The organism is Pseudomonas thivervalensis, from assembly GCF_001269655.1.
Taxonomy (GTDB): Bacteria; Pseudomonadota; Gammaproteobacteria; order Pseudomonadales; family Pseudomonadaceae; genus Aquipseudomonas; species Aquipseudomonas thivervalensis.
On record NZ_LHVE01000015.1, the window covers coordinates 141,453 to 159,667 of the forward strand.

The 18,215-nt window shown below is 61.2% G+C and carries 19 protein-coding genes; 11 read left to right on the forward strand and 8 right to left on the reverse strand.

Translation table 11 applies throughout. The features are described 5' to 3' along the window. Positions 1–248 precede the first annotated feature (248 nt). The 6 genes from AD659_RS22110 to AD659_RS22135 form a co-directional block, all read right to left on the reverse strand. On the reverse strand, positions 249–1,616 hold the full coding sequence (locus tag AD659_RS22110) for a DUF1329 domain-containing protein (RefSeq protein WP_053125092.1): 1,368 nt from the start codon (positions 1,614–1,616) through the stop codon (positions 249–251). A gap of 22 nt (positions 1,617–1,638) precedes the next feature. Continuing rightward, positions 1,639–3,432: a DUF1302 domain-containing protein gene (locus AD659_RS22115; RefSeq protein WP_053125094.1), complete on the reverse strand. Its 1,794-nt coding sequence runs from the start codon at positions 3,430–3,432 to the stop codon at positions 1,639–1,641. 671 nt (positions 3,433–4,103) lie between these two features. Further along, a complete protein-coding gene (locus tag AD659_RS22120; protein WP_053125096.1) occupies positions 4,104–5,015 on the reverse strand; it encodes an SDR family oxidoreductase in 912 nt (303 codons plus the stop codon). 249 nt (positions 5,016–5,264) lie between these two features. Further along, complete coding sequence (locus AD659_RS22125) at positions 5,265–6,167, reverse strand: alpha/beta fold hydrolase (RefSeq protein WP_053125098.1); 903 nt, start codon at positions 6,165–6,167, stop codon at positions 5,265–5,267. Then, the gene (locus AD659_RS22130) at positions 6,167–6,949 is read right to left on the reverse strand and encodes a class II aldolase/adducin family protein (RefSeq protein ID WP_053125100.1); all 783 of its coding nucleotides are present in this window, start codon (positions 6,947–6,949) and stop codon (positions 6,167–6,169) included. The genes AD659_RS22125 and AD659_RS22130 overlap by 1 nt, the downstream gene beginning before the upstream one ends. Before the next feature lie 141 nt (positions 6,950–7,090). Continuing rightward, complete coding sequence (locus tag AD659_RS22135) at positions 7,091–7,546, reverse strand: flavodoxin (RefSeq protein WP_053125102.1); 456 nt, start codon at positions 7,544–7,546, stop codon at positions 7,091–7,093. A gap of 154 nt (positions 7,547–7,700) precedes the next feature. On the opposite strand from AD659_RS22135, the gene AD659_RS22140 reads away from it, so the two are divergent. Together AD659_RS22140 and AD659_RS22145 are read left to right on the forward strand one after the other, a co-directional pair. Further along, complete coding sequence (locus AD659_RS22140) at positions 7,701–8,174, forward strand: PAS domain-containing protein (RefSeq protein WP_053125104.1); 474 nt, start codon at positions 7,701–7,703, stop codon at positions 8,172–8,174. A 54-nt stretch (positions 8,175–8,228) separates the two neighbouring features. Further along, positions 8,229–8,834 carry a hypothetical protein gene (locus AD659_RS22145; protein WP_053125107.1) on the forward strand — a complete coding sequence of 202 codons (606 nt, stop codon included), beginning with the start codon at positions 8,229–8,231 and terminating at the stop codon, positions 8,832–8,834. Here AD659_RS22145 and AD659_RS22150 read toward each other — a convergent pair. Further along, complete coding sequence (locus tag AD659_RS22150) at positions 8,831–9,790, reverse strand: MerR family transcriptional regulator (RefSeq protein ID WP_053125108.1); 960 nt, start codon at positions 9,788–9,790, stop codon at positions 8,831–8,833. The genes AD659_RS22145 and AD659_RS22150 overlap by 4 nt on opposite strands. 219 nt (positions 9,791–10,009) lie before the next feature. Between AD659_RS22150 and AD659_RS22155 the strand changes: the two genes are divergently transcribed. The 7 genes from AD659_RS22155 (at position 10,010) to AD659_RS22185 (ending at position 14,645) form a co-directional block, all read left to right on the forward strand. Further along, a complete protein-coding gene (locus tag AD659_RS22155; RefSeq protein ID WP_053125110.1) occupies positions 10,010–10,570 on the forward strand; it encodes an antibiotic biosynthesis monooxygenase in 561 nt (186 codons plus the stop codon). Positions 10,571–10,779: 209 nt separating this feature from the next. Continuing rightward, on the forward strand, positions 10,780–11,490 hold the full coding sequence (folM, locus tag AD659_RS22160; protein ID WP_053125112.1) for a dihydromonapterin reductase: 711 nt from the start codon (positions 10,780–10,782) through the stop codon (positions 11,488–11,490). 20 nt (positions 11,491–11,510) lie between these two features. After that, entirely contained in the window at positions 11,511–12,071 is a 561-nt protein-coding gene (gene folE / locus AD659_RS22165; protein WP_014340148.1) for a GTP cyclohydrolase I FolE, read from the forward strand. Further along, positions 12,072–12,452, forward strand: coding sequence for a dihydroneopterin triphosphate 2'-epimerase (gene folX / locus AD659_RS22170; RefSeq protein ID WP_014340149.1), 381 nt, complete (start codon positions 12,072–12,074; stop codon positions 12,450–12,452). Positions 12,453–12,549: 97 nt separating this feature from the next. Beyond that, a complete protein-coding gene (locus tag AD659_RS22175) occupies positions 12,550–12,846 on the forward strand; it encodes a DUF1244 domain-containing protein (protein WP_053125114.1) in 297 nt (98 codons plus the stop codon). Beyond that, entirely contained in the window at positions 12,839–13,177 is a 339-nt protein-coding gene (locus AD659_RS22180) for a HopJ type III effector protein (RefSeq protein ID WP_053125116.1), read from the forward strand. Before AD659_RS22175 ends, AD659_RS22180 begins: the two co-directional genes overlap by 8 nt. A 217-nt stretch (positions 13,178–13,394) precedes the next feature. Then, positions 13,395–14,645, forward strand: coding sequence for a 2-aminoadipate transaminase (locus AD659_RS22185; RefSeq protein ID WP_053125118.1), 1,251 nt, complete (start codon positions 13,395–13,397; stop codon positions 14,643–14,645). 192 nt (positions 14,646–14,837) lie between these two features. Here AD659_RS22185 and trxB read toward each other — a convergent pair whose 3' ends face one another. Next, positions 14,838–15,800 carry a thioredoxin-disulfide reductase gene (gene trxB, locus AD659_RS22190; protein WP_053125120.1) on the reverse strand — a complete coding sequence of 321 codons (963 nt, stop codon included), beginning with the start codon at positions 15,798–15,800 and terminating at the stop codon, positions 14,838–14,840. Positions 15,801–16,111: 311 nt separating this feature from the next. On the opposite strand from trxB, the gene cysZ reads away from it, so the two are divergent. Both cysZ and AD659_RS22200 read left to right on the forward strand, forming a co-directional pair. Continuing rightward, a complete protein-coding gene (gene cysZ, locus AD659_RS22195) occupies positions 16,112–16,867 on the forward strand; it encodes a sulfate transporter CysZ (RefSeq protein WP_053125122.1) in 756 nt (251 codons plus the stop codon). A 39-nt stretch (positions 16,868–16,906) separates the two neighbouring features. After that, positions 16,907–18,106, forward strand: a complete 1,200-nt coding sequence (locus AD659_RS22200; protein ID WP_053125124.1) for a glycosyltransferase family 4 protein — start codon at positions 16,907–16,909, stop codon at positions 18,104–18,106. The last annotated feature ends 109 nt before the right edge of the window (positions 18,107–18,215 follow it).

The window sequence follows — 18,215 nt, forward strand, 5'->3', positions numbered from 1 at the left end:
GGTGCCCATAAAAAAACGACCGGCAAGGGCGCTGCCGGTCGTCATGCCTGGTTCAAATCAGACTCGGTCCCGTGGCGAGGGAGCTTGCTCCCGCTGGCCGTAGGAGCTGCCGAAGGCTGCGATCTTTGATCTTTCGCTTGAGACTCAAGTGTCTGGGAAAAGATCGCAGCCTCGTTGCACTCGACAGCTCCTACCCCCCAGCGGGAGCAAGCTCCCTCGCCACGAGCCCTCATCACTCAGGAAAAGACTTACCGAACCCCGGTCGAGCGCAGCGCCGCCGGCGTGTAGTCGGCCGCCCGGGCTTCGAAGCCGTATTCGTAGCTGTGCTTCTCTTCGTTCTTCATCCCCAGCGCGATGTAGCGGCCGGCGATGATGTCGTAGAGCGCTTCCAAGGTGTAGCCCGGGTTCTGATGGTCGTAGTAGAACTGGGCATGACCCTCGGCCACCCGCCACAGTTGGCCGCGACCGTCGTAGTGATCCACCAGCGCCGCCTGCCAGCTGTCCTCGTCGATGTACATGTGGCGCTTGGCATAAATGTGCCGCTCGCTGGGCTTGACCGTGCCCACCACTTCCCAGACCCGGTGCAGCTCATAGCGCGTCAGGTCCTGGTTGATATGGCCGGCCTTGACCACATCGTCGTACTTGAGGCTTGGCGAATCGAGCTTATAGCTGTTGTACGGGATGTACATTTCCTTCTTGCCGATCAGTTTCCAGTCATAGCGGTCCGGCGCCCCGGAAAACAGGTCGAAGTTGTCGGAGGTGCGCAAGCCGTCGGCGGCGGTGCCCGGGCCATCGTAGGCCACTTGCGGGGCGCGACGCACACGGCGCTGGCCGGCGTTGTAGATCCAGGCCAGGCGTGGTTCCTTCACCTGGTCGAGGGTCTCATGCACCAACAGCACGTTGCCGGCCAGGCGCGCCGGGGCGGTGACCGATTGCTTGAAATAGGTCAGCACGTTGCTGGCCTTTTCCGGGTCGGCATCCTTGATCAGGAACGGCACGGCGATTTCTTCTTCGAAGCGGATCGGCGTAAAGCTGCCATTGGTCTGCGGCGTGACCTGGGTGATGACCCGGCGCAGGTTGCCACCGTGATAGCGGGTGACGTGGTTCCACAGCACTTCCACGCCGTTCTTGGGAATCGGGAAGGCGTAGTAGCGATTGCCGGTGAAATTCGACAGGCCGTTACCGTCGTTGATGGACGTCACGTTGAGGGCGCTGCGCTTGGCCGACTCGTAGATTTCCGGTGGCAACCCGACGCTTCGGTGGGTCGGGTAGACCGGAATCTTGTAGGTCTCCGGATAACGCTTGAACATCGCGACCTGCCCTTCGGAGAGTTTGTCCTTGTACTTGTCAACAGTCGCGGCGGTGATGGTGAACAGCGGTTTTTCATTGGCGAACGGGTCGGCCAAGAAGCCCTTGCTGTCCACGGCCCCGGCGTTTTTTGGAATACCGCCGGTCCAGGCCGGGATCGAGCCATCGGCATTGCCAGCTTTTTCCGCGCCCAACGGCGTGAGGCTGGTGCCCAGTTTGTTCGCTTCCTCCGGCGAAACCGCCGCCATCACGTTCGCGGCCAGCAGGCTCAAGGCCAGGGCACCGCATTGCAGGATCATCTTGCGCATTGGGTTTTCCTTGTCAGCCAGATCAGAAGTTCACGCCGAAGCTCAGCGCGAGGAAATCGCGGTCTTCGAGAACGTTGTAATCGCCGCCAAAAAAGTCGGTGTAGCTCAAGCTGGCGGTGTAGGTGTTGCGGTAATCGGCATCGACACCAACGCTGACGGCCTTGGCGCCTTCGTTGAACAGACCGTTGGGGCCATAGCCGGCCACGTCATGGGACCAGGACACGTTGGGCTTGAAGTTCACCCCGCCGATCACGTTGGAATAATCGAGGATCGCCCGGGCGCGATAGCCCCAGGACGTCGAGGTGACAAAACCATCGGTATCACCCCGGAAGCCGTATTGGCCATAGACCGAATCACGGCCATAACGCAGCTTGTCCTTGGACTCCAGACCACCGACATGCACCACCGCAGCCTCGCCGACCAGGGTCAAGCGATCAGCCCCCAGCACCTGATCGAAAAAGTGCGTCAGGGTGCTCTGTACCTGGGTCACTTCCTTGCGCCGGTAACCGGTGTTGTCGGCCCCCGGCGTGGTCGCGATGGGCGACGCCGCGCCACCGGCAATCGGGTTGACCAGGGCCAGGGTCAGGTCGTTGGTGCTGAGCTGTACCGGCGCGTTGGGACGGTAGCTGACCTCCCCGGTCCAGGCAGTGCCGGTGGGCAACGTCGTGGAAAAACTGGCGCCGTACAGGCGGATGTCTTCCGGGTATTCAAGGTAGTACCCACCACGGCCCAGCATCACGCTTTGCGCCAGACCCGCGCCGCTGCCAGGGGCCAGGCCGTTGGCGATCGCGACCATGCCCGGCAACGCCGCCAGCGTCGAAAGCCCCGCCGTGGTGGTCCCGACGGTCGGCGTACGGCTGTGGTAATTCATGAAGTACAGGCCGTACTCGGTGTCATCGCCGAGCCAGCGCAACGCCGTGCCCCACTGGCCGGAATCGCGGGCGTCACGGTCGCCGCCACGGGGAATGATCACCCCTTCGCTGGACACCTGGATGCCCTGGCCGAATGCGTTGGTCAATGGCACGAACGGCGCAATCGCCGGGCTGCCCACGGTGTAGCCGCTGGTGCAACCATCAGCCACCACGTCGTTGCCGAAGAACGTGCCGCAGTTATCCACCACGGTCTGGTCCCACTCCAACTGGTAGAACCCTTCGATGGTGAGCTTGTCGGTCAGGCCCTGGGAGGCGAACAGCATGTTCACCGGGATCAGGCCTTCCTTGATCTCCGCACCGGGGCGACGAAACGCGGATACGTCCACCGGGTTGATGCTGTTGATCGAGTTGCCGATAAAGGTACTTTCTCCCCAACTGACCACCTGCTTGCCGGCGCGCACGGTGCCCGGCAAATCGGCGATGGAATAGTTGTGATAGACGAAGGCATCGAGAATCTGCGCTCCCGAAGACTTGGCGCCTTCCTTGCGATTGCTGTCGCTGATGTCCTTGAACTCACGGCCTTCATCCTTGAGCTCGAAGTCATACCAGTACTTGCCGCGCACGAACACGCCGGTGTCGCCGTACTTGAGCTCGAGGTCGTGCAGGCCCTTGAATATCTTGGAAAAGGTCTCGCCTTTCTTGAAATTCAGCCGTCCATCATCACCGGTGGAGGACTGGCCCCGCCCGCCGTTGACCGTGCCGACCAGGTCGTTGTCGGCATCGCGCATGCCCCAGCTTGCGCCCACGGACAGCGACGAATCGAACTGACCCTCGATCTCGCCAATGTTGAATGAAACGGCCTGCGCCTGGGCACAGCAACCCAAGGCCACCGCGACGGCCAGCGCCTGCGGCTTGAAGATGGCGCGCATTGTTATTGTTGTCATGCGTCTTCCCCGGTGAGTGACAGAGGCTTCACCCTACTGCCGCACGCCATGGGCGATAAGCGCACCAAGGAGGTATTCGCGCTGTACCTCAAAAGGATTACAGCCCCTGCCCTGCGGCCCTTTGCGCCGTGCATGGACGGACTGGATGATGGGTCATCAGCGCCGCGCATACTCACGCCCCGTTTTCGACTGTTACCTGCCCTGCAACAGTGCATGTCCGGATCCGGGCTGTTTCCCGCAGGGCCCGATCCCTATGCTGGCCGGGCTTGCAGGGTAACGGGCCTGCAAGCGCAAGTCGCCATGGCATCCCTCATGCCCTGGCGCACCGTCATTCGGATGGATTGGCGCATCGGTCCATCATCCCGTGCTTATCGACGTTGGTTTGTAGCTCCTTTGCAACGTCACGCTTAGGCCGCTGCTTTTTGCAGCGGCCTTTTTTATGTGGGTTTGTTTACTTGGGATGACAGCCGAATTCGCATGGCCATGACAGATGGGCCGCTACGATGAATGCAGGCTTTTAGCGTCTGGCATGCACTTTACGGCTGCACGCCATCCGGCGAGATGTGAAAGTGTGATGATCGCGAGACCGCCGCGAACCTGACGGCGTTGAGGTACAAGTCCCCATGAACACGGTTGCCGCGACTGGCAACAACCGGCCCAGGCAATGAGGCTCAGATGGCGTGGCGCTGCAGGTTCGCCATCATTTCTTTCAAGGCTTCCAGGTTGTCGTTCGGATGCACCGCATGCTCGAAGTCGCAGATCTGTTGCCAATGGGCGGCGACGTCTTCGGGCGAAAAGCCTTTGCGCGGATCGAAGCCCGCCCCCAGGCTGCGCTCCCAGCGCACCTTGCCCATCCAGCCGCCGCCCACTTCAAACAAGCCGGAGGTTTCCTGGCAGGTCTCGCTGGCCAGGTACACCACCAGGGGGCTGACGAGTTCGGGCTTGAGTTGTTCGAACACCTGCGGCGGGATCAGGCCTTCGGTCATGCGGGTGCCGCCGGTGGGGGCGATGGCGTTGACGAGGATGTTGTTTTTGCGACCTTCGATGGCCAGGGTCCGGGTCAAGCCATAGAGGCCGAGCTTGGCCATGCCGTAGTTGGATTGGCCGAAGTTGCCGTAGATGCCGGAAGTGGAAGCGGTGAAGATCACCCGTCCGTAGTTTTGCTCACGCAGGTGCGGCCAGGCGGCGCGGGTTACCTTGTAGGCGCCCTCGACGTGGACACGGTAGACCAGGTCCCAATCGGCGTCGTCCATTTTGTGGAATGTCTTGTCCCGCAGGATCCCGGCATTGTTGACCACCACGTCGACGCGACCGAACGCGTCGAGCGCATTTTGGACCAGCTTGTCGCCATCGGTCACCGAGTCGTGGTTGGCCTCGGCGATGCCACCCGCTTCGCGGATTTCGGCGACCACCCGGTCTGCTGCCGAGGCATTGGCCCCCTCCCCTTGCGCCGAGCCGCCCAGGTCGTTGACCAGCACTTTCGCGCCTTGTCTGGCGAACAGCAGCGCGTGGGCACGTCCCAGGCCACCGCCGGCTCCCGTGACGATCACGACTTTATCTTCGAAGCGCACAGACTCACTCATGGCAGAACTCCAGCAGGCGGACAGGACAATGGGCACGAGTGTCCGGCACCTGTGGGCCGGTCACAATCAACACGGTTGCCAGTGAATGGTGGCCGATAAGGCGGGGGGATGATGCGGGCCCACGCCACGCTGGCGCATTTCGATAGCGGTGTTTCAGTCAGGATAGATGTTGGATGTGCTGACGCCATCGCGAGCAGGCTCGCTCCCACAATCTCGCTCCCACAGGTCTGTTCCTGCAGTGCTAAGTCATCATGAACAGGCCATTTGCCTATGCGGCACGGCGATGGCTTCGCGAAACGCCAGGTAATGCTTGAGCACCTGCACCGGGGCCTCGGTGTGCGGGTAATGACCGATGTCGGGCAGCAAGATTGTGTCCGGGTTGGGGATCAGGGCCTCGTAGCGCGCCACCATGTGTTCACCGGAAATCGGATCGACCGCGCCGTCGATCACCCGCAACGGCACTTCGCCGCGCTGCATCGCCTGCACCCAGCGATCACGCTGCACACGCCGCTCAGGAATATAGGCGATGAGTTTGTGCATGATCCGCGGACCGCGGTGGGCTTTCACCAGGCTCCAGAAGTCATCCAGCTCGCTTTCGGTAGGGCCAGTCCCGGTGCCGAAAATCTGCCGAAAGCTGCTGGCCAGGCTTTCCCGGCAGAACATTCGCCCCAACAACCAGCCCAGGGGGCCTAGCAGAACTTTCTGGGCCCATACCGGACGGTGGGTTTCGGGGAACAGGCCGCCATTGAGAAAGACACAACTGTCGAGGTGGATGCGCGCTTCGTAATGCCGTGCGAGCAGCTCCTGGGCCACGCTGTCGCCGTAATCATGGGCCAGCACATGCACCGCGCCCTTCACATTCAGGTGCGCCAGCAAGGCCTGTTGCAGATCGGCCTGCTCCAACAGGCTATAGACGTGATCCGTCGGCTTGGCCGAGTCGCCGAAACCGAGCATGTCACATGCGATCACCCGGTAGCGTTGCGCCAAGGGTTGCCACAGGTAATGCCAATCCCAACTGGCGGTGGGGAACCCGTGGATCAGCAACAGCGGCTCGCCCTGGCCCGCCACCCAGTAACGAATGGCATGGCCACGGAACAGGAAGGTCTGGCTGCGCTGGCGCCAGATACGCAGGGGAATCTGGGCCAGGGGCATCAGCTTCCATACCCGGTGTCGTGTTGATCGAGCTTTCGCAGCAACGCCGGCCAAGCCAACGCGCCGCCCATGCCTTGGGCGCTTTTGGTCACGCCGGCGATCATCGCTCGGGCGCCGGCCAGAATCTGCGGCTCGATGGCAATCAGTTCGGCCCCGCCGTTCTGGGCCAGGACCTGGATGTCACAGGCCCGTTGAAAGGTGAACATCATCAGGAAGGTATCAGCGATGGTACCGCCGCAGGTCAGCAAGCCATGGTTGTGCAGCATCAAAAAATTGCTTTCGCCCAGGTCGGCCTGCAGACGCGCCTTTTCTTCGTGATGCAAGGCCACTCCTTCGTAAGCGTGATAGGCCAGGCTCGACAGCACGAACAGTGCTTGCTGGCTGATCGGCAACACGCCTTGCTTTTGTGCCGATACCGCGACGCCGGCAGCGGTGTGGGTGTGCAACACACACGCCACATCGTGGCGCACCTCGTGTACCGCGCTGTGGATGGTGTAGCCGGCCGGGTTGATCTCGTAGGGGCTGTCCATCAATTTGTTGCCGGCCAGATCGACCTTGACCAGGCTCGAGGCGGTGATTTCATGGAACATCAACCCGAACGGGTTGATCAGGAAATCCTCGGTGCCGGGTACCTTCGCGGAAATATGGGTGAAGACCAGGTCATCCCAGCCATGCAGCGCGACCAGCCGATAACAGGCGGCCAGGTCCACCCGGGTCTGCCACTCGGCGGCACTGACCTGCTCCTTGATACTGAGTGTCGTTTGGATGGGCGCTACGCTCACGACTCTGACCTCCGGCTCTCTTGTTATAGGAATCTCGTCATTAAAACGTCGTACACAAGAAAATCAGTCTAGTCAGGTCTTCCAGAGGCGGTAGTTGCATTGGCAGCCAGCTTACTGGCCAAACGAGTCAGCGCATCCGCTTCAAGGACGCAACGTCTCGATCAATTCAGCCAACCACGGCTCGGCATCGGTTTCCGGGGTGACGCTTTCGCTGGCATCCAGACGCAGCATCGGCAGCACCTCGCGCACGCCCAGTTCGGCGAACAACTCGCACATCTGCTCGCCGCCAGCGCAGAAGGTGTCACCGTAGCTGGCATCGCCCAGGCCGATCACCGCGCCGGGCAAGCCGCGAAAGAACCCTGGCAATTGGTCGCGGATGGTCGAATACAACGGCATCAAACTGTCTGGCAACTCGCCCATGCCGGTCGTCGACGTCACTGCCAGCAAGGCTTGCGGGGCAAATGCCTGCACATCCGCCAGGGTCGCACGAGGGTCGTGCCAGGCGTCGAAACCCGCGTCGCGAAGCAGTTTGGCGGCATGCCGGGCGACTTCTTCGGCGGTGCCATACACTGAGCCGGAAAGAATGGCGACTTTCATCGATCTGATCCTGAACCTGAAAAAAGAGCCGGGATAGTAACAGTTGCACCCGCCAGGCTGCGAATGGCTCTCAACGGCCATAATGGCCAGTGGACAGCCTTTTCATTTCTTCTAAAATGTTGCTTCAACAAGGATGTCCAGAGGGTGCTTTCCAATGATCAACGCGCAACTCATGCAACTGGTCATCAATGCTTCGAACGACGGGATTGTCATCGCTGAAAAAGAAGGCGAAGACAATATCCTGATCTACGTGAACCCGGCCTTCGAACGCTTGACCGGCTATCACCGCGACGAAATCCTCTACCAGGATTGCCGCTTCCTGCAGTCGGGTGATCGGGACCAACCGTCCCTGGAGCAAATTCGCAAAACCTTGCACGAGGGCGGTGCCTGTCGTGAAGTGCTGCGCAACTACCGCAAGGACGGCACGCCGTTCTGGAATGAGCTGTCATTGTCCACGGTAAAAAACCAGGCTGACGGGCACACCTATTTCGTCGGCGTGCAAAAAGACGTCACGACCCAGGTCAAGGCTCAACAACGCGTCGTCCAGCTGGAAAAGGAGTTGGCCGAAGCCCGGGAAACGATTGCACGTCTCGAGGCGACGAACGGTGCAAACAAAACCCCGAATTAATGGTCAGTCACTACAATCACCAGTGAATATGTAAATTATCATTTCGAGCCGACCATGCAGCGCGATGCCCTCCTGACGCAGGATGAACTGGATTTCATCCGGACCATGCAACATAACCCGCAGTTGAACGAGCGGGATGTCACGTCGAGCTTGCTGGTCAACGGTGGGTCGCAGATCCGTGACTTGTTGACGCGTCTGGCGGCGAATGAGCAGGTCACGCTGCAAGCCAACTTCGAAAACCAGCAGATGACCTTTCCGCTGCATCTGGTGGAAGACGAATTCCATGCGATGCACCTGCGCTTGGGTGTGCCGAGCATCTACGAAGATGGGCCGAAGATACGCCCGTGGCGTCTGGCGCTCGACGAGCCGGTAGCGCTGGAAAATATCAAGGGCCAGCCGGGGCCGCTTTGGGTCCACGAGGTTTCCTGCAAAGGCGTATTGCTGGAAAACCGCAGCCGTAGCAAGCCACCCAGGCAATTTGCCCTGTGGTTCAGCCCATCAGGCTACGAGAGAATTTCGTTGCGCGGTATTTTCGAACGGGAAACCGATCGAGGTTTGTTCGCCTATCACCTGAGCCAGAATGACCAGGATGAGACCGAGCGCCTGCGCCAGTACATCCTGCAGCAACATCGACTGACCCATCCCACCATGCATCTCTAGGTGTCGAGGTTGCCTGCCAGAAATTGACGCAGGCGCTGGCGCATCGCCGTCCCTTCATTGCCCAGGCAACCGATTGACGAGCCAACCAGGCTTTCCTGCACCAGGTCGGACGCCTCACCGGCCAGCATCAACGGACAATCCAGGCTCATCGCCAGTTTGCCCAGGCGCTTGGGCAAGTCCGGAGCCGGCGCATGATTGGAAACCAGCACCAGCGCCAACGGCTGGATTTTCTGGCACACCAGGGTCAGCTCGTTGAATGGCAGCCCGATCGACAGCGCCCTGACGCCTACATCCGCCTTGGACAAGAACAGCGCCGTGACCAGCAATTCCAGCTCGCGGCACTGGCCGGCAACCGCACAGACCAGAATGCGCGGCGCCTGACCTTCGCGCTTGAGCAAAAGCCGTTGGATGATCCGCGAACGCAGGAAACCATCGAAAAACACCCACTCACTGATTTGCCCGAATTCTGGCTGGCGATACAGCATTTGTCGCCAGAGCGGCATCAGAATGTCCTGGAATACGACCGGCACGGTGTAGGTGGAAAAGACCTGCCCGTAGACGCGATCCAGTTCGATATCGTCAAAGTTGCCAACCGCGTCCGCCACCTGTTGCTGCCACCGGGCGTGATCGGCTTTGACCAGATCGGATGAAATCAGCGTGGAGACCGGTTGCACCGACTCGGTCTTGGCCAGGATCTTGCCCACTTTGCTCACCGCTACGCCGCGCTCAAGCCAGGCCAGGATGCTGCGAACCTTTTCGATATCGCTCAATGAGTACAGGCGATGCCCGCTTTCGGTGCGGGTAGGCTGGATCAAACCGTAGCGCCGCTCCCATGCGCGCAGAGTCACGGGATTCACGCCGGTCAGGCGCGCGACTTCGCGAATGGGGAACAGATCTTCCCGCTTCAAGGAACCTGATGCCTGGAAAACAAAGCTATCCTCTGTGATTACGCTCATTTTGGCAGACAATTCCGGCTGGCAAATTGGATCCTAGTTTCCTCCTCCGAGACACGTCATGACAAGGAAAACGTATTCAGATGTGCGGTTTTGTTGTTTTACGCGCAATCGGGAATAATCCTTGCATGTTTTTTGGCGACCAGACGCTACCCACCACCCCGGGGCGTCCCCCGCAAATCTCCTATCCGGAGTGCTGCGCCTGTCTTACGGAGATACATGATGTCTACCTCACCCGTCACGCTGATGGTGGCCCGCCGCGTCGCCAATGGGCGTTATGAAGATCTGATTGCCTGGTTGCGCGAAGGCGAACAATTGGCCACCGACTTTCCCGGCTACCTGGGTTCCGGCGTGCTCGCGCCACCGCCCCAGGACGACGAATTCCAGATCATCTTTCGTTTTTCCGACGAGCAGACCCTGCACGCCTGGGAACACTCCGCCTCACGCACGGCCTGGCTGGGACGGGGCAGCGATCTGTTTGCCCATCCTTCCGAACACCGGGTGCGTGGCATCGATGGCTGGTTCGGCGCGGTCGGCCAGCGTCCGCCCCGCTGGAAACAGGCCGTGGCCATCTGGCTCGCGTTCTTTCCCGTGTCGTTGTTGTTCAATTTCCTGTTGGGCCCGTTGCTGGGCGAACTGGGCCTGTTGAACCGCGTGCTCATCAGTACACTCATCCTGACGCCGCTGATGGTCTACCTGTTTATCCCGATGTCGACCCATCTGCTGGCGAACTGGCTCAACGGCCCGCCGCAGCGGGCGGTGCCGGCTACGCAGAATCCTTGATGCCACAGCCTCAACAATTCCCCCTGTGGAAGCTAGCTTGCTCGCGATGACGGCCTGACCTTCAATATCTTCATTGACTGTCACTCCGCTATCGCGAGCAAGCTCGCTCCCACAGTGGCAGGTGAGTCGCCCCTGGATTAGCCGTTGTACATAGGACGCGCCCCCCGTCGCTGTTATAGTTTTGCTCTTGCCGTGAACCGAGCCGTCCTATGTCCAGCGCCACCGCTCCGATCCTGATCACTGGTGCAGCCCAGCGCGTCGGCCTGCATTGCGCCCGACGCTTGCTGGAGGACGGGCACCCGGTGATCGCGACCTATCGCACCGAACGCCCGGGCGTGCAGGTGTTGCGGGACCTGGGGGCGGTCGTGCTGTTCGCCGACTTCTCCAGCGAAACGGGGATCCTGGCCTTTATCGAACAGCTCAAGCAGCACACCGACCAGTTGCGGGCCATCGTGCATAACGCTTCGGCCTGGATGACCGAGGCGCCCGGTAACGAATCAGCGGCCTTCAACGCCATGTTCGGCGTGCACATGCTGGCGCCTTACCTGATCAACCTGCATGGCGCCGAACTGCTGCTGCGCTCAACGCCGGCGGATATCGTGCACATCAGCGACGACGTGACCCGCAAGGGCAGCGCCCGGCATATCGCTTATTGCGCCACCAAGGCCGGCCTGGAAAGCCTGACCCTGTCGTTCGCGGCCAAATTCGCGCCGGCGATCAAGGTCAACGGCATCGCCCCGGCCCTGCTACTGTTCAATCCCGAAGACGACGCGGCTTACCGCGCCAAGGCCCTGGCCAAGTCCGCGCTGGGTATCGAACCCGGCAGCGAAGTGATCTACCAGAGCCTGCGTTACCTGCTGGACAACCCTTATGTCACCGGCACGACCCTGACCGTCAACGGCGGGCGGCACGTCAAATAGCCTTGTTTCGAGGATGCACCATGACGCTATCCCTGCCCCAGAACTACCGCGAAATCCTCATCGGCCTGGGGGAAAACCCCGAGCGCGAGGGTTTGCTCGACACCCCGGTGCGGGCCGCCAAGGCCATGCAGTACCTTTGCCATGGTTATGAACAAAGCGTCGAGCAGATCGTCAACGGCGCACTGTTCGCCTCTGACAGCGATGAAATGGTGATCGTCGCCGATATCGAACTCTATTCACTCTGCGAACATCACCTGTTGCCCTTCATCGGCAAGGCTCATGTGGCTTATATTCCTACGGGCAAGGTCCTGGGGCTGTCAAAGATCGCCCGGTTGGTGGACATGTTCGCCCGCCGCCTGCAAATCCAGGAGAACCTGACCCGGCAAATCGCCGACGCTGTGCAGCAGGTCACCCAGGCCGCCGGCGTGGCGGTGGTGATCGAAGCCCAGCACATGTGCATGATGATGCGCGGTGTCGAAAAACAGAACTCGACCATGAACACCTCGGTGATGCTTGGCGCCTTTCGCGATTCCAGCACCACGCGCCAGGAGTTCCTGCAATTGATTCGACGGAGCAAGTAAATGCCACAACTTCAGCCCGCCATGGCACGCATCAAGGTCAAGGACCTGCGCCTGCGCACTTTCATCGGCATCAACGAGGATGAAATCCTCAACAAGCAGGATGTGTTGATCAACCTGACCATCCTCTATGCCGCCCAAGAGGCGGTGCGCGACAACGACATCGACCACGCGCTGAACTACCGCACCATCACCAAGGCGATCATCGCCCACGTGGAAGGCAACCGCTTCGCCCTGCTCGAACGCCTCACCCAAGAGTTGCTCGATCTGGTCATGGCCAACGAGTCGGTGCTGTACGCCGAAGTCGAAGTCGACAAGCCCCACGCCTTGCGATTTGCCGAGTCGGTGTCGATTACCCTCGCGGCAAGCCGGGCCGCTTCGTAGCCGCTAAAAGCTTCAAGCTGTAAGCTTCAAGCCTGAAGACCGCAAACCCACTTGCAGCTTGAAGCTTGCCACTTGAAGCTGTCTCGCAGAGACCACCATGAACGACCAACAACGCCTCGAACTCGAAGCCGCCGCTTTCCGTCGGCTGGTTGCCCACTTGGACAGCCGCAAGGATGTGCAGAACATCGACTTGATGAACCTCGCCGGCTTCTGCCGCAACTGCCTGTCCAAGTGGTACAAGGCCGCCGCCGATGAGCGCCAGGTCGAGGTCAGCCTCGACGACGCCCGCGAAGTGATCTACGGCATGCCGTACGCCGAGTGGAAAGCCCAATACCAGAAAGAAGCCAGCGCCGAACAACAGGCGGCGTTCGCCAAAGGAAAACCCGATGCTTGATCTTGCTACCCTGCGTACCCGCCTCAAGAGCGGTGAACATGCCTTCGCCGACACCCTGGCCTTTATCGCCGCTGGCTACGACTACCAGCCCCAGGCCTTCAACAACGGCGGCGTACAGAACGCCGCCGGGCAGAACGAAGGTTCGTGCAAGACCCTGGGCCTGGCGCTGCTCGAAGGCTTGAGCGATGAAGAAGCGCTCCTGGCGTTTGGCGAACATTACCGTTCGGTGCTGGCCACGCCCGAAGGCAGTGACCACGGCAATATCCGCGCGCTGATGGCCCACGGGTTGGCGGGCGTGCAATTCGAGGCACCACCGCTGCAGCGGCGCTGATCCACAATCGACCTCTATGTCGAAACCCGCTTTTGTGGCGAGGGAGCTTGCTCCCTCGCCACAAAAGCTTCGTTGTCACACCAAACAGTGCCCGCAAGTCCGCATCTGACCCACATCCCGACTTTTAAGATTGACCCGGCAACTTTATTTCGTTTGCCGGCCCCCTCCGCTCGCGGCTTAGATAACGGCAATTTCTCCTTCGTCCGGGCCGTCCTCCATGAGCAGCGAAACCATCAGCCAATCGATCTCCATCGTGCATCCCGTCAGCCTCAGTCACGGCAAGAATGCCGAGGTCTGGGACACCGACGGCAAACGCTACATCGATTTCGTCGGGGGCATCGGTGTGCTGAACCTCGGCCATTGCCACCCGCGCATCGTCGAGGCAATCCGCGAACAGGCCACCCGGCTGACTCACTACGCCTTCAACGCAGCGCCTCATGCGCCCTACATTGAATTGATGGAGCGCCTGGCAGCGTTTATCCCGCTGGACTACCCGGTCAGCGGCATGCTCACCAACAGCGGCGCCGAAGCGGCAGAGAACGCCTTGAAGATCGTGCGGGGCGCCACGGGCCGTACCGCCGTGATCGCGTTTGACGGTGCCTTCCATGGCCGCACCCTGGCGACCCTCAACCTCAACGGCAAGGTCGCGCCCTACAAACAGAAAGTCGGCGTCCTGCCCGGGCCGGTGTATCACCTGCCGTACCCCAGCCAGGACAACGGCGTCACCTGCGAAGAGGCCTTGAAGGCCATGGAGCGGCTGTTCAGTGTCGAGATCGACGTGAATGACGTGGCCTGTTTCATTGTCGAGCCGGTGCAGGGCGAAGCCGGCTTCCTGGCGATGGACGTACCTTTCGCCCAGGCCCTGCGGCAGTTCTGTGACGACAAGGGCATTGTGCTGATCATCGATGAGATCCAGTCCGGCTTCGGCCGCACCGGCCAGCGCTTTGCCTTCTCCCGGTTGGGCATCGAGCCAGACTTGGTCCTGCTGGGCAAAAGCATTGCCGGCGGCGTGCCCCTGGGGGCAGTGGTGGGACGCAAGGCGCTGCTGGACAACCTGCCCAAGGGTGGCTTGGGCGGCACCTACTCGGGCAACCCCATCGCCTGCGCCGCCGCTCTGGCAACCCTGGACGAAATGACCGACGCCAGCCTGCACGCCTGGGGCGCACAACAGGAAGAGGCAATCGTCAGCCGCTACCAATCCTGGAAAAACCGCGGACTGAGCCCCTATCTGGGTCGCCTGACCGGCGTCGGCGCGATGCGCGGCATCGAGCTGGCCCATGCCGACGGCACCCCGGCCCCGGCACAATTGACGCAACTGCTGGCCCTGGCACGGGAATCGGGCCTGCTGCTGATGCCCAGCGGCAAATCGCGGCACATCATTCGGCTGCTGGCGCCGTTGACCACCGAACCGGCCGTGCTGGAAGAGGGATTGGATATTCTGGAAGCGTGCCTGGCGAAGCTGGCCTGACCACGGTCCTCCTCACCACACAGCCTCCTGTGGGAGCGAGCTTGCACGCGATGACGGTGCATCAGTCAACATCGATGCAGGCTGACCTGACGCCATCGCGAGCAATCTCCCACAAAGGTTATCCACAGAAGTTGAGCCAAATACCAGGCATGAAAAAACCGGCCGAAGCCGGTTTTTTTTGTACCCGAGGAATCAGAACGAAACGTTCTGCAGGCCATCCAGGTAACGCTCGGTGTCCAGGGCTGCCATGCAACCGGCACCGGCCGAGGTGATCGCCTGGCGGTAGACGTGGTCGGCCACGTCGCCAGCGGCGAAGATACCTTCGACGCTGGTGGCGGTGGCATTGCCGTCGCGGCCGCCCTTGACCACCAGGTAGCCATCCTTGAGTTCCAGTTGGCCTTCGAACAGCGAGGTGTTCGGGGTGTGGCCGATGGCGATGAAGACGCCGTCAACCTTGATCTCGTCAAAGCTGCCGTCGTTGTTCTTCAGGCGGGCACCGGTCACGCCCATGTTGTCGCCCAGCACTTCGTCCAGGGTCGCGTTGAGCTTGAGGATGATCTTGCCTTCAGCGACGCGGGCGTTGAGCTTGTCGATCAGGATCTTCTCGGCGCGGAAGGTTTCGCGACGGTGGATCAGGGTGACCGTGCTGGCGATGTTGGCCAGGTAGAGCGCTTCCTCGACCGCGGTGTTGCCGCCACCGACCACCGCGACTGGCTTGTTGCGGTAGAAGAAACCGTCGCAGGTGGCGCAGGCCGAAACGCCTTTGCCCATGAAGGTTTCTTCCGACGGCAGGCCCAGGTAACGAGCGCTGGCGCCGGTGGCGATGATCAGGGCATCACAGGTGTAGGTGGCGCTGTCGCCGGTCAGGGTGTATGGCTTGGCGGCGAAGTCCACGGCATTGATGTGGTCGAAGACGATCTCGGTCTCGAAACGCTCGGCGTGTTCCTTCATGCGCTCCATCAGGGCCGGACCGGTCAGGCCGTGGACGTCGCCCGGCCAGTTGTCGACTTCGGTGGTGGTGGTCAATTGACCGCCGGCCTGCATGCCGGTGATCAGCAGCGGCTTGAGGTTGGCACGGGCCGCATAAACCGCAGCGCTGTAACCGGCAGGGCCGGAACCGAGAATAATGACTCGCGAATGACGCACTTCAGACATGACCTGCTCCTGTTGACCGGACCTTGCGGGCCGGAACGCCGGGTGAGCGGCGCGAATAAAAAAGGACCGTTGACGCACTTGGGGAAGGCTTGGGTTCGACAGTCCTGAAAAAGAATGGGTGCAGCGTATCGAGGGAGCGAAGATTAAGGAAATACGGTTTAACAATCCAGCTCATAGGTGAGCTCTATCTGCGGCGAACCTTTCAATAGGTGCCTTCGCCTCAAGAAACGTTGTTACACGCCATGTCGCCGCTTTCCCAGGCGGGGCAAAGCCGGTAAGGTCGGCGCGTTCACCTTCGCTCGGAGCCACCTATGCCCGCCCCCGTCCTGTCCGGCCCGCAATATTTGCGAGAAGGCCTCAAGCTGGTCCTGAGCCCGGGCCTGCGTCTGTTCGTACTTTTGCCCCTGGCGATCAACCTGGTGCTGTTCGTCGGATTGATTTACCTGGCCGGCCACCAGTTCAGCCTCTGGGTCGATACGCTGATGCCTTCGCTGCCAGAGTGGCTGAGTTTCCTCAGCTATGTGCTCTGGCCGCTGTTCGTGGTGCTCGTCGTACTAATGGTGTTCTTCACCTTCACCATGCTCGCCAACATCATCGCCGCGCCATTCAACGGTTTTCTCGCGGAAAAAGTCGAAGTGGTGATCCGTGGCACCGACGACTTCCCGGCCTTCAGCTGGGCCGAGCTGATCGCCATGATCCCGCGTACCCTCGGCCGCGAAGCGCGCAAGCTCGGCTATTTCCTGCCCCGCGCACTGGGGCTGTTCGTGCTGTCGTTCATCCCCGTGGTCAATCTGGTGGCGGCACCGCTGTGGCTGTTGTTCGGCGTGTGGATGATGGCGATCCAGTACATCGACTACCCGGCGGACAACCACAAGCTGGGCTGGAACGAAATGCTCGCCTGGCTGCGGGAAAAGCGCTGGCAGAGCCTGGGCTTTGGCGGCAGCGTGTACCTGGTGCTGCTGATCCCGGTGGTGAACATCCTGATGATGCCGGCGGCGGTGGCCGGGGCGACGTTGTTCTGGGTGCGCGAACAAGGCGCCGAGACCGCGTTGGCCCGTCAGGGCTGAGCGGTCACAAATCCATCATCCTGGCGTCACAATGACGAAATGGCCCCGGTCGACACTGGGGTCATGACCACACCCCTGCACATTACCCTGATCACCGAAACCTTCCCGCCGGAAATCAATGGCGTGGCCAATACCTTGGGTCGCCTGTACGACGGCTTGCGCGCCCGTGGGCATCAGGTCGAGTTGATACGACCTCGCCAGGCTGACGACCAGCGCCAGGCCAGTGACGAGCAGTTGCTGCTATGCCGGGGCTGGCCGCTGCCGGGCTATCCGGGTTTGCAGTGGGGCCAGGCGTCGATGCACAAACTGCTCCGGCGCTGGAAACGCCATCGTCCGGACGTGCTCTACATCGCCACGGAAGGGCCGCTGGGCTTGTCAGCGCTGCGGGCGGCACGGCGCCTGGGCATCTCGGTGGTCAGTGGTTTCCACACCAATTTCCAGCAATACACCCAACAGTACGGCCTCGGTCTGTTGAGTCGCGGGCTCACCCATTACCTGCGCTGGTTTCACAACCGCTCCAGCCTGACCCTGGTACCCAGTCTCAGCCAGCGCCTGGAGCTGGAGAGACGCCATTTCGAGCGCGTGGCGTTGTTGTCCCGGGGCGTGGACAGTCAACTGTTTCATCCGGTCAAGCGCTCGGCGAGCCTGCGTGACGCCTGGGGCGTGGGCGACGAAGACATCGCCGTGCTCCATGTCGGACGCCTGGCACCGGAGAAAAACCTCGGGCTGCTCAAGCGCAGTTTCGACACGCTGTGCAGCGCTTTCCCGGGGCGCCGGATGAAACTGGTGGTGGTCGGCGACGGCCCGCAGCGCTCCGCGCTGGAGCAGGACTTGCCCGAGGCGATCTTTTGCGGCTCGCAACGCGGCGAGGCGCTGGCCAGCCACTATGCGTCCGGGGATGTGTTTGTCTTTCCGAGCCTGACCGAAACCTTCGGCAACGTGGTGTTGGAAGCGCTGGCGTCCGGGCTGGGCGTGGTGGCCTACGACCAGGCTGCGGCGGCGCAGCATATTCGCCACGGTTATAACGGCGTGCTGGCGATGCCGGGGGATGAAGAGGCGTTCTGCGATGCCGCCCGTTGGCTGCTGGAAGAGCGTGAGACCTTGCGTTGCGTGCGGCTCAATGCCCGCCAACATGCCAGTCGCCAGGGTTGGGCGTCGGTGATCGAGCAGTTCGAGGCGCAGTTGCGCGGGGTTTGCGTGGGTGAGCAGGTGATGCCTGTGGCGCCGACTGTGCGCTGAATATGTGTTGATGCTGAAGCCGTCATCGCGAGCAAGCTCGCTCCCACATTGGATCTTCAGCGCGCACAAATTTTGTGTTTGGCCGAGAACCCCTGTGGGAGCGAGCTTG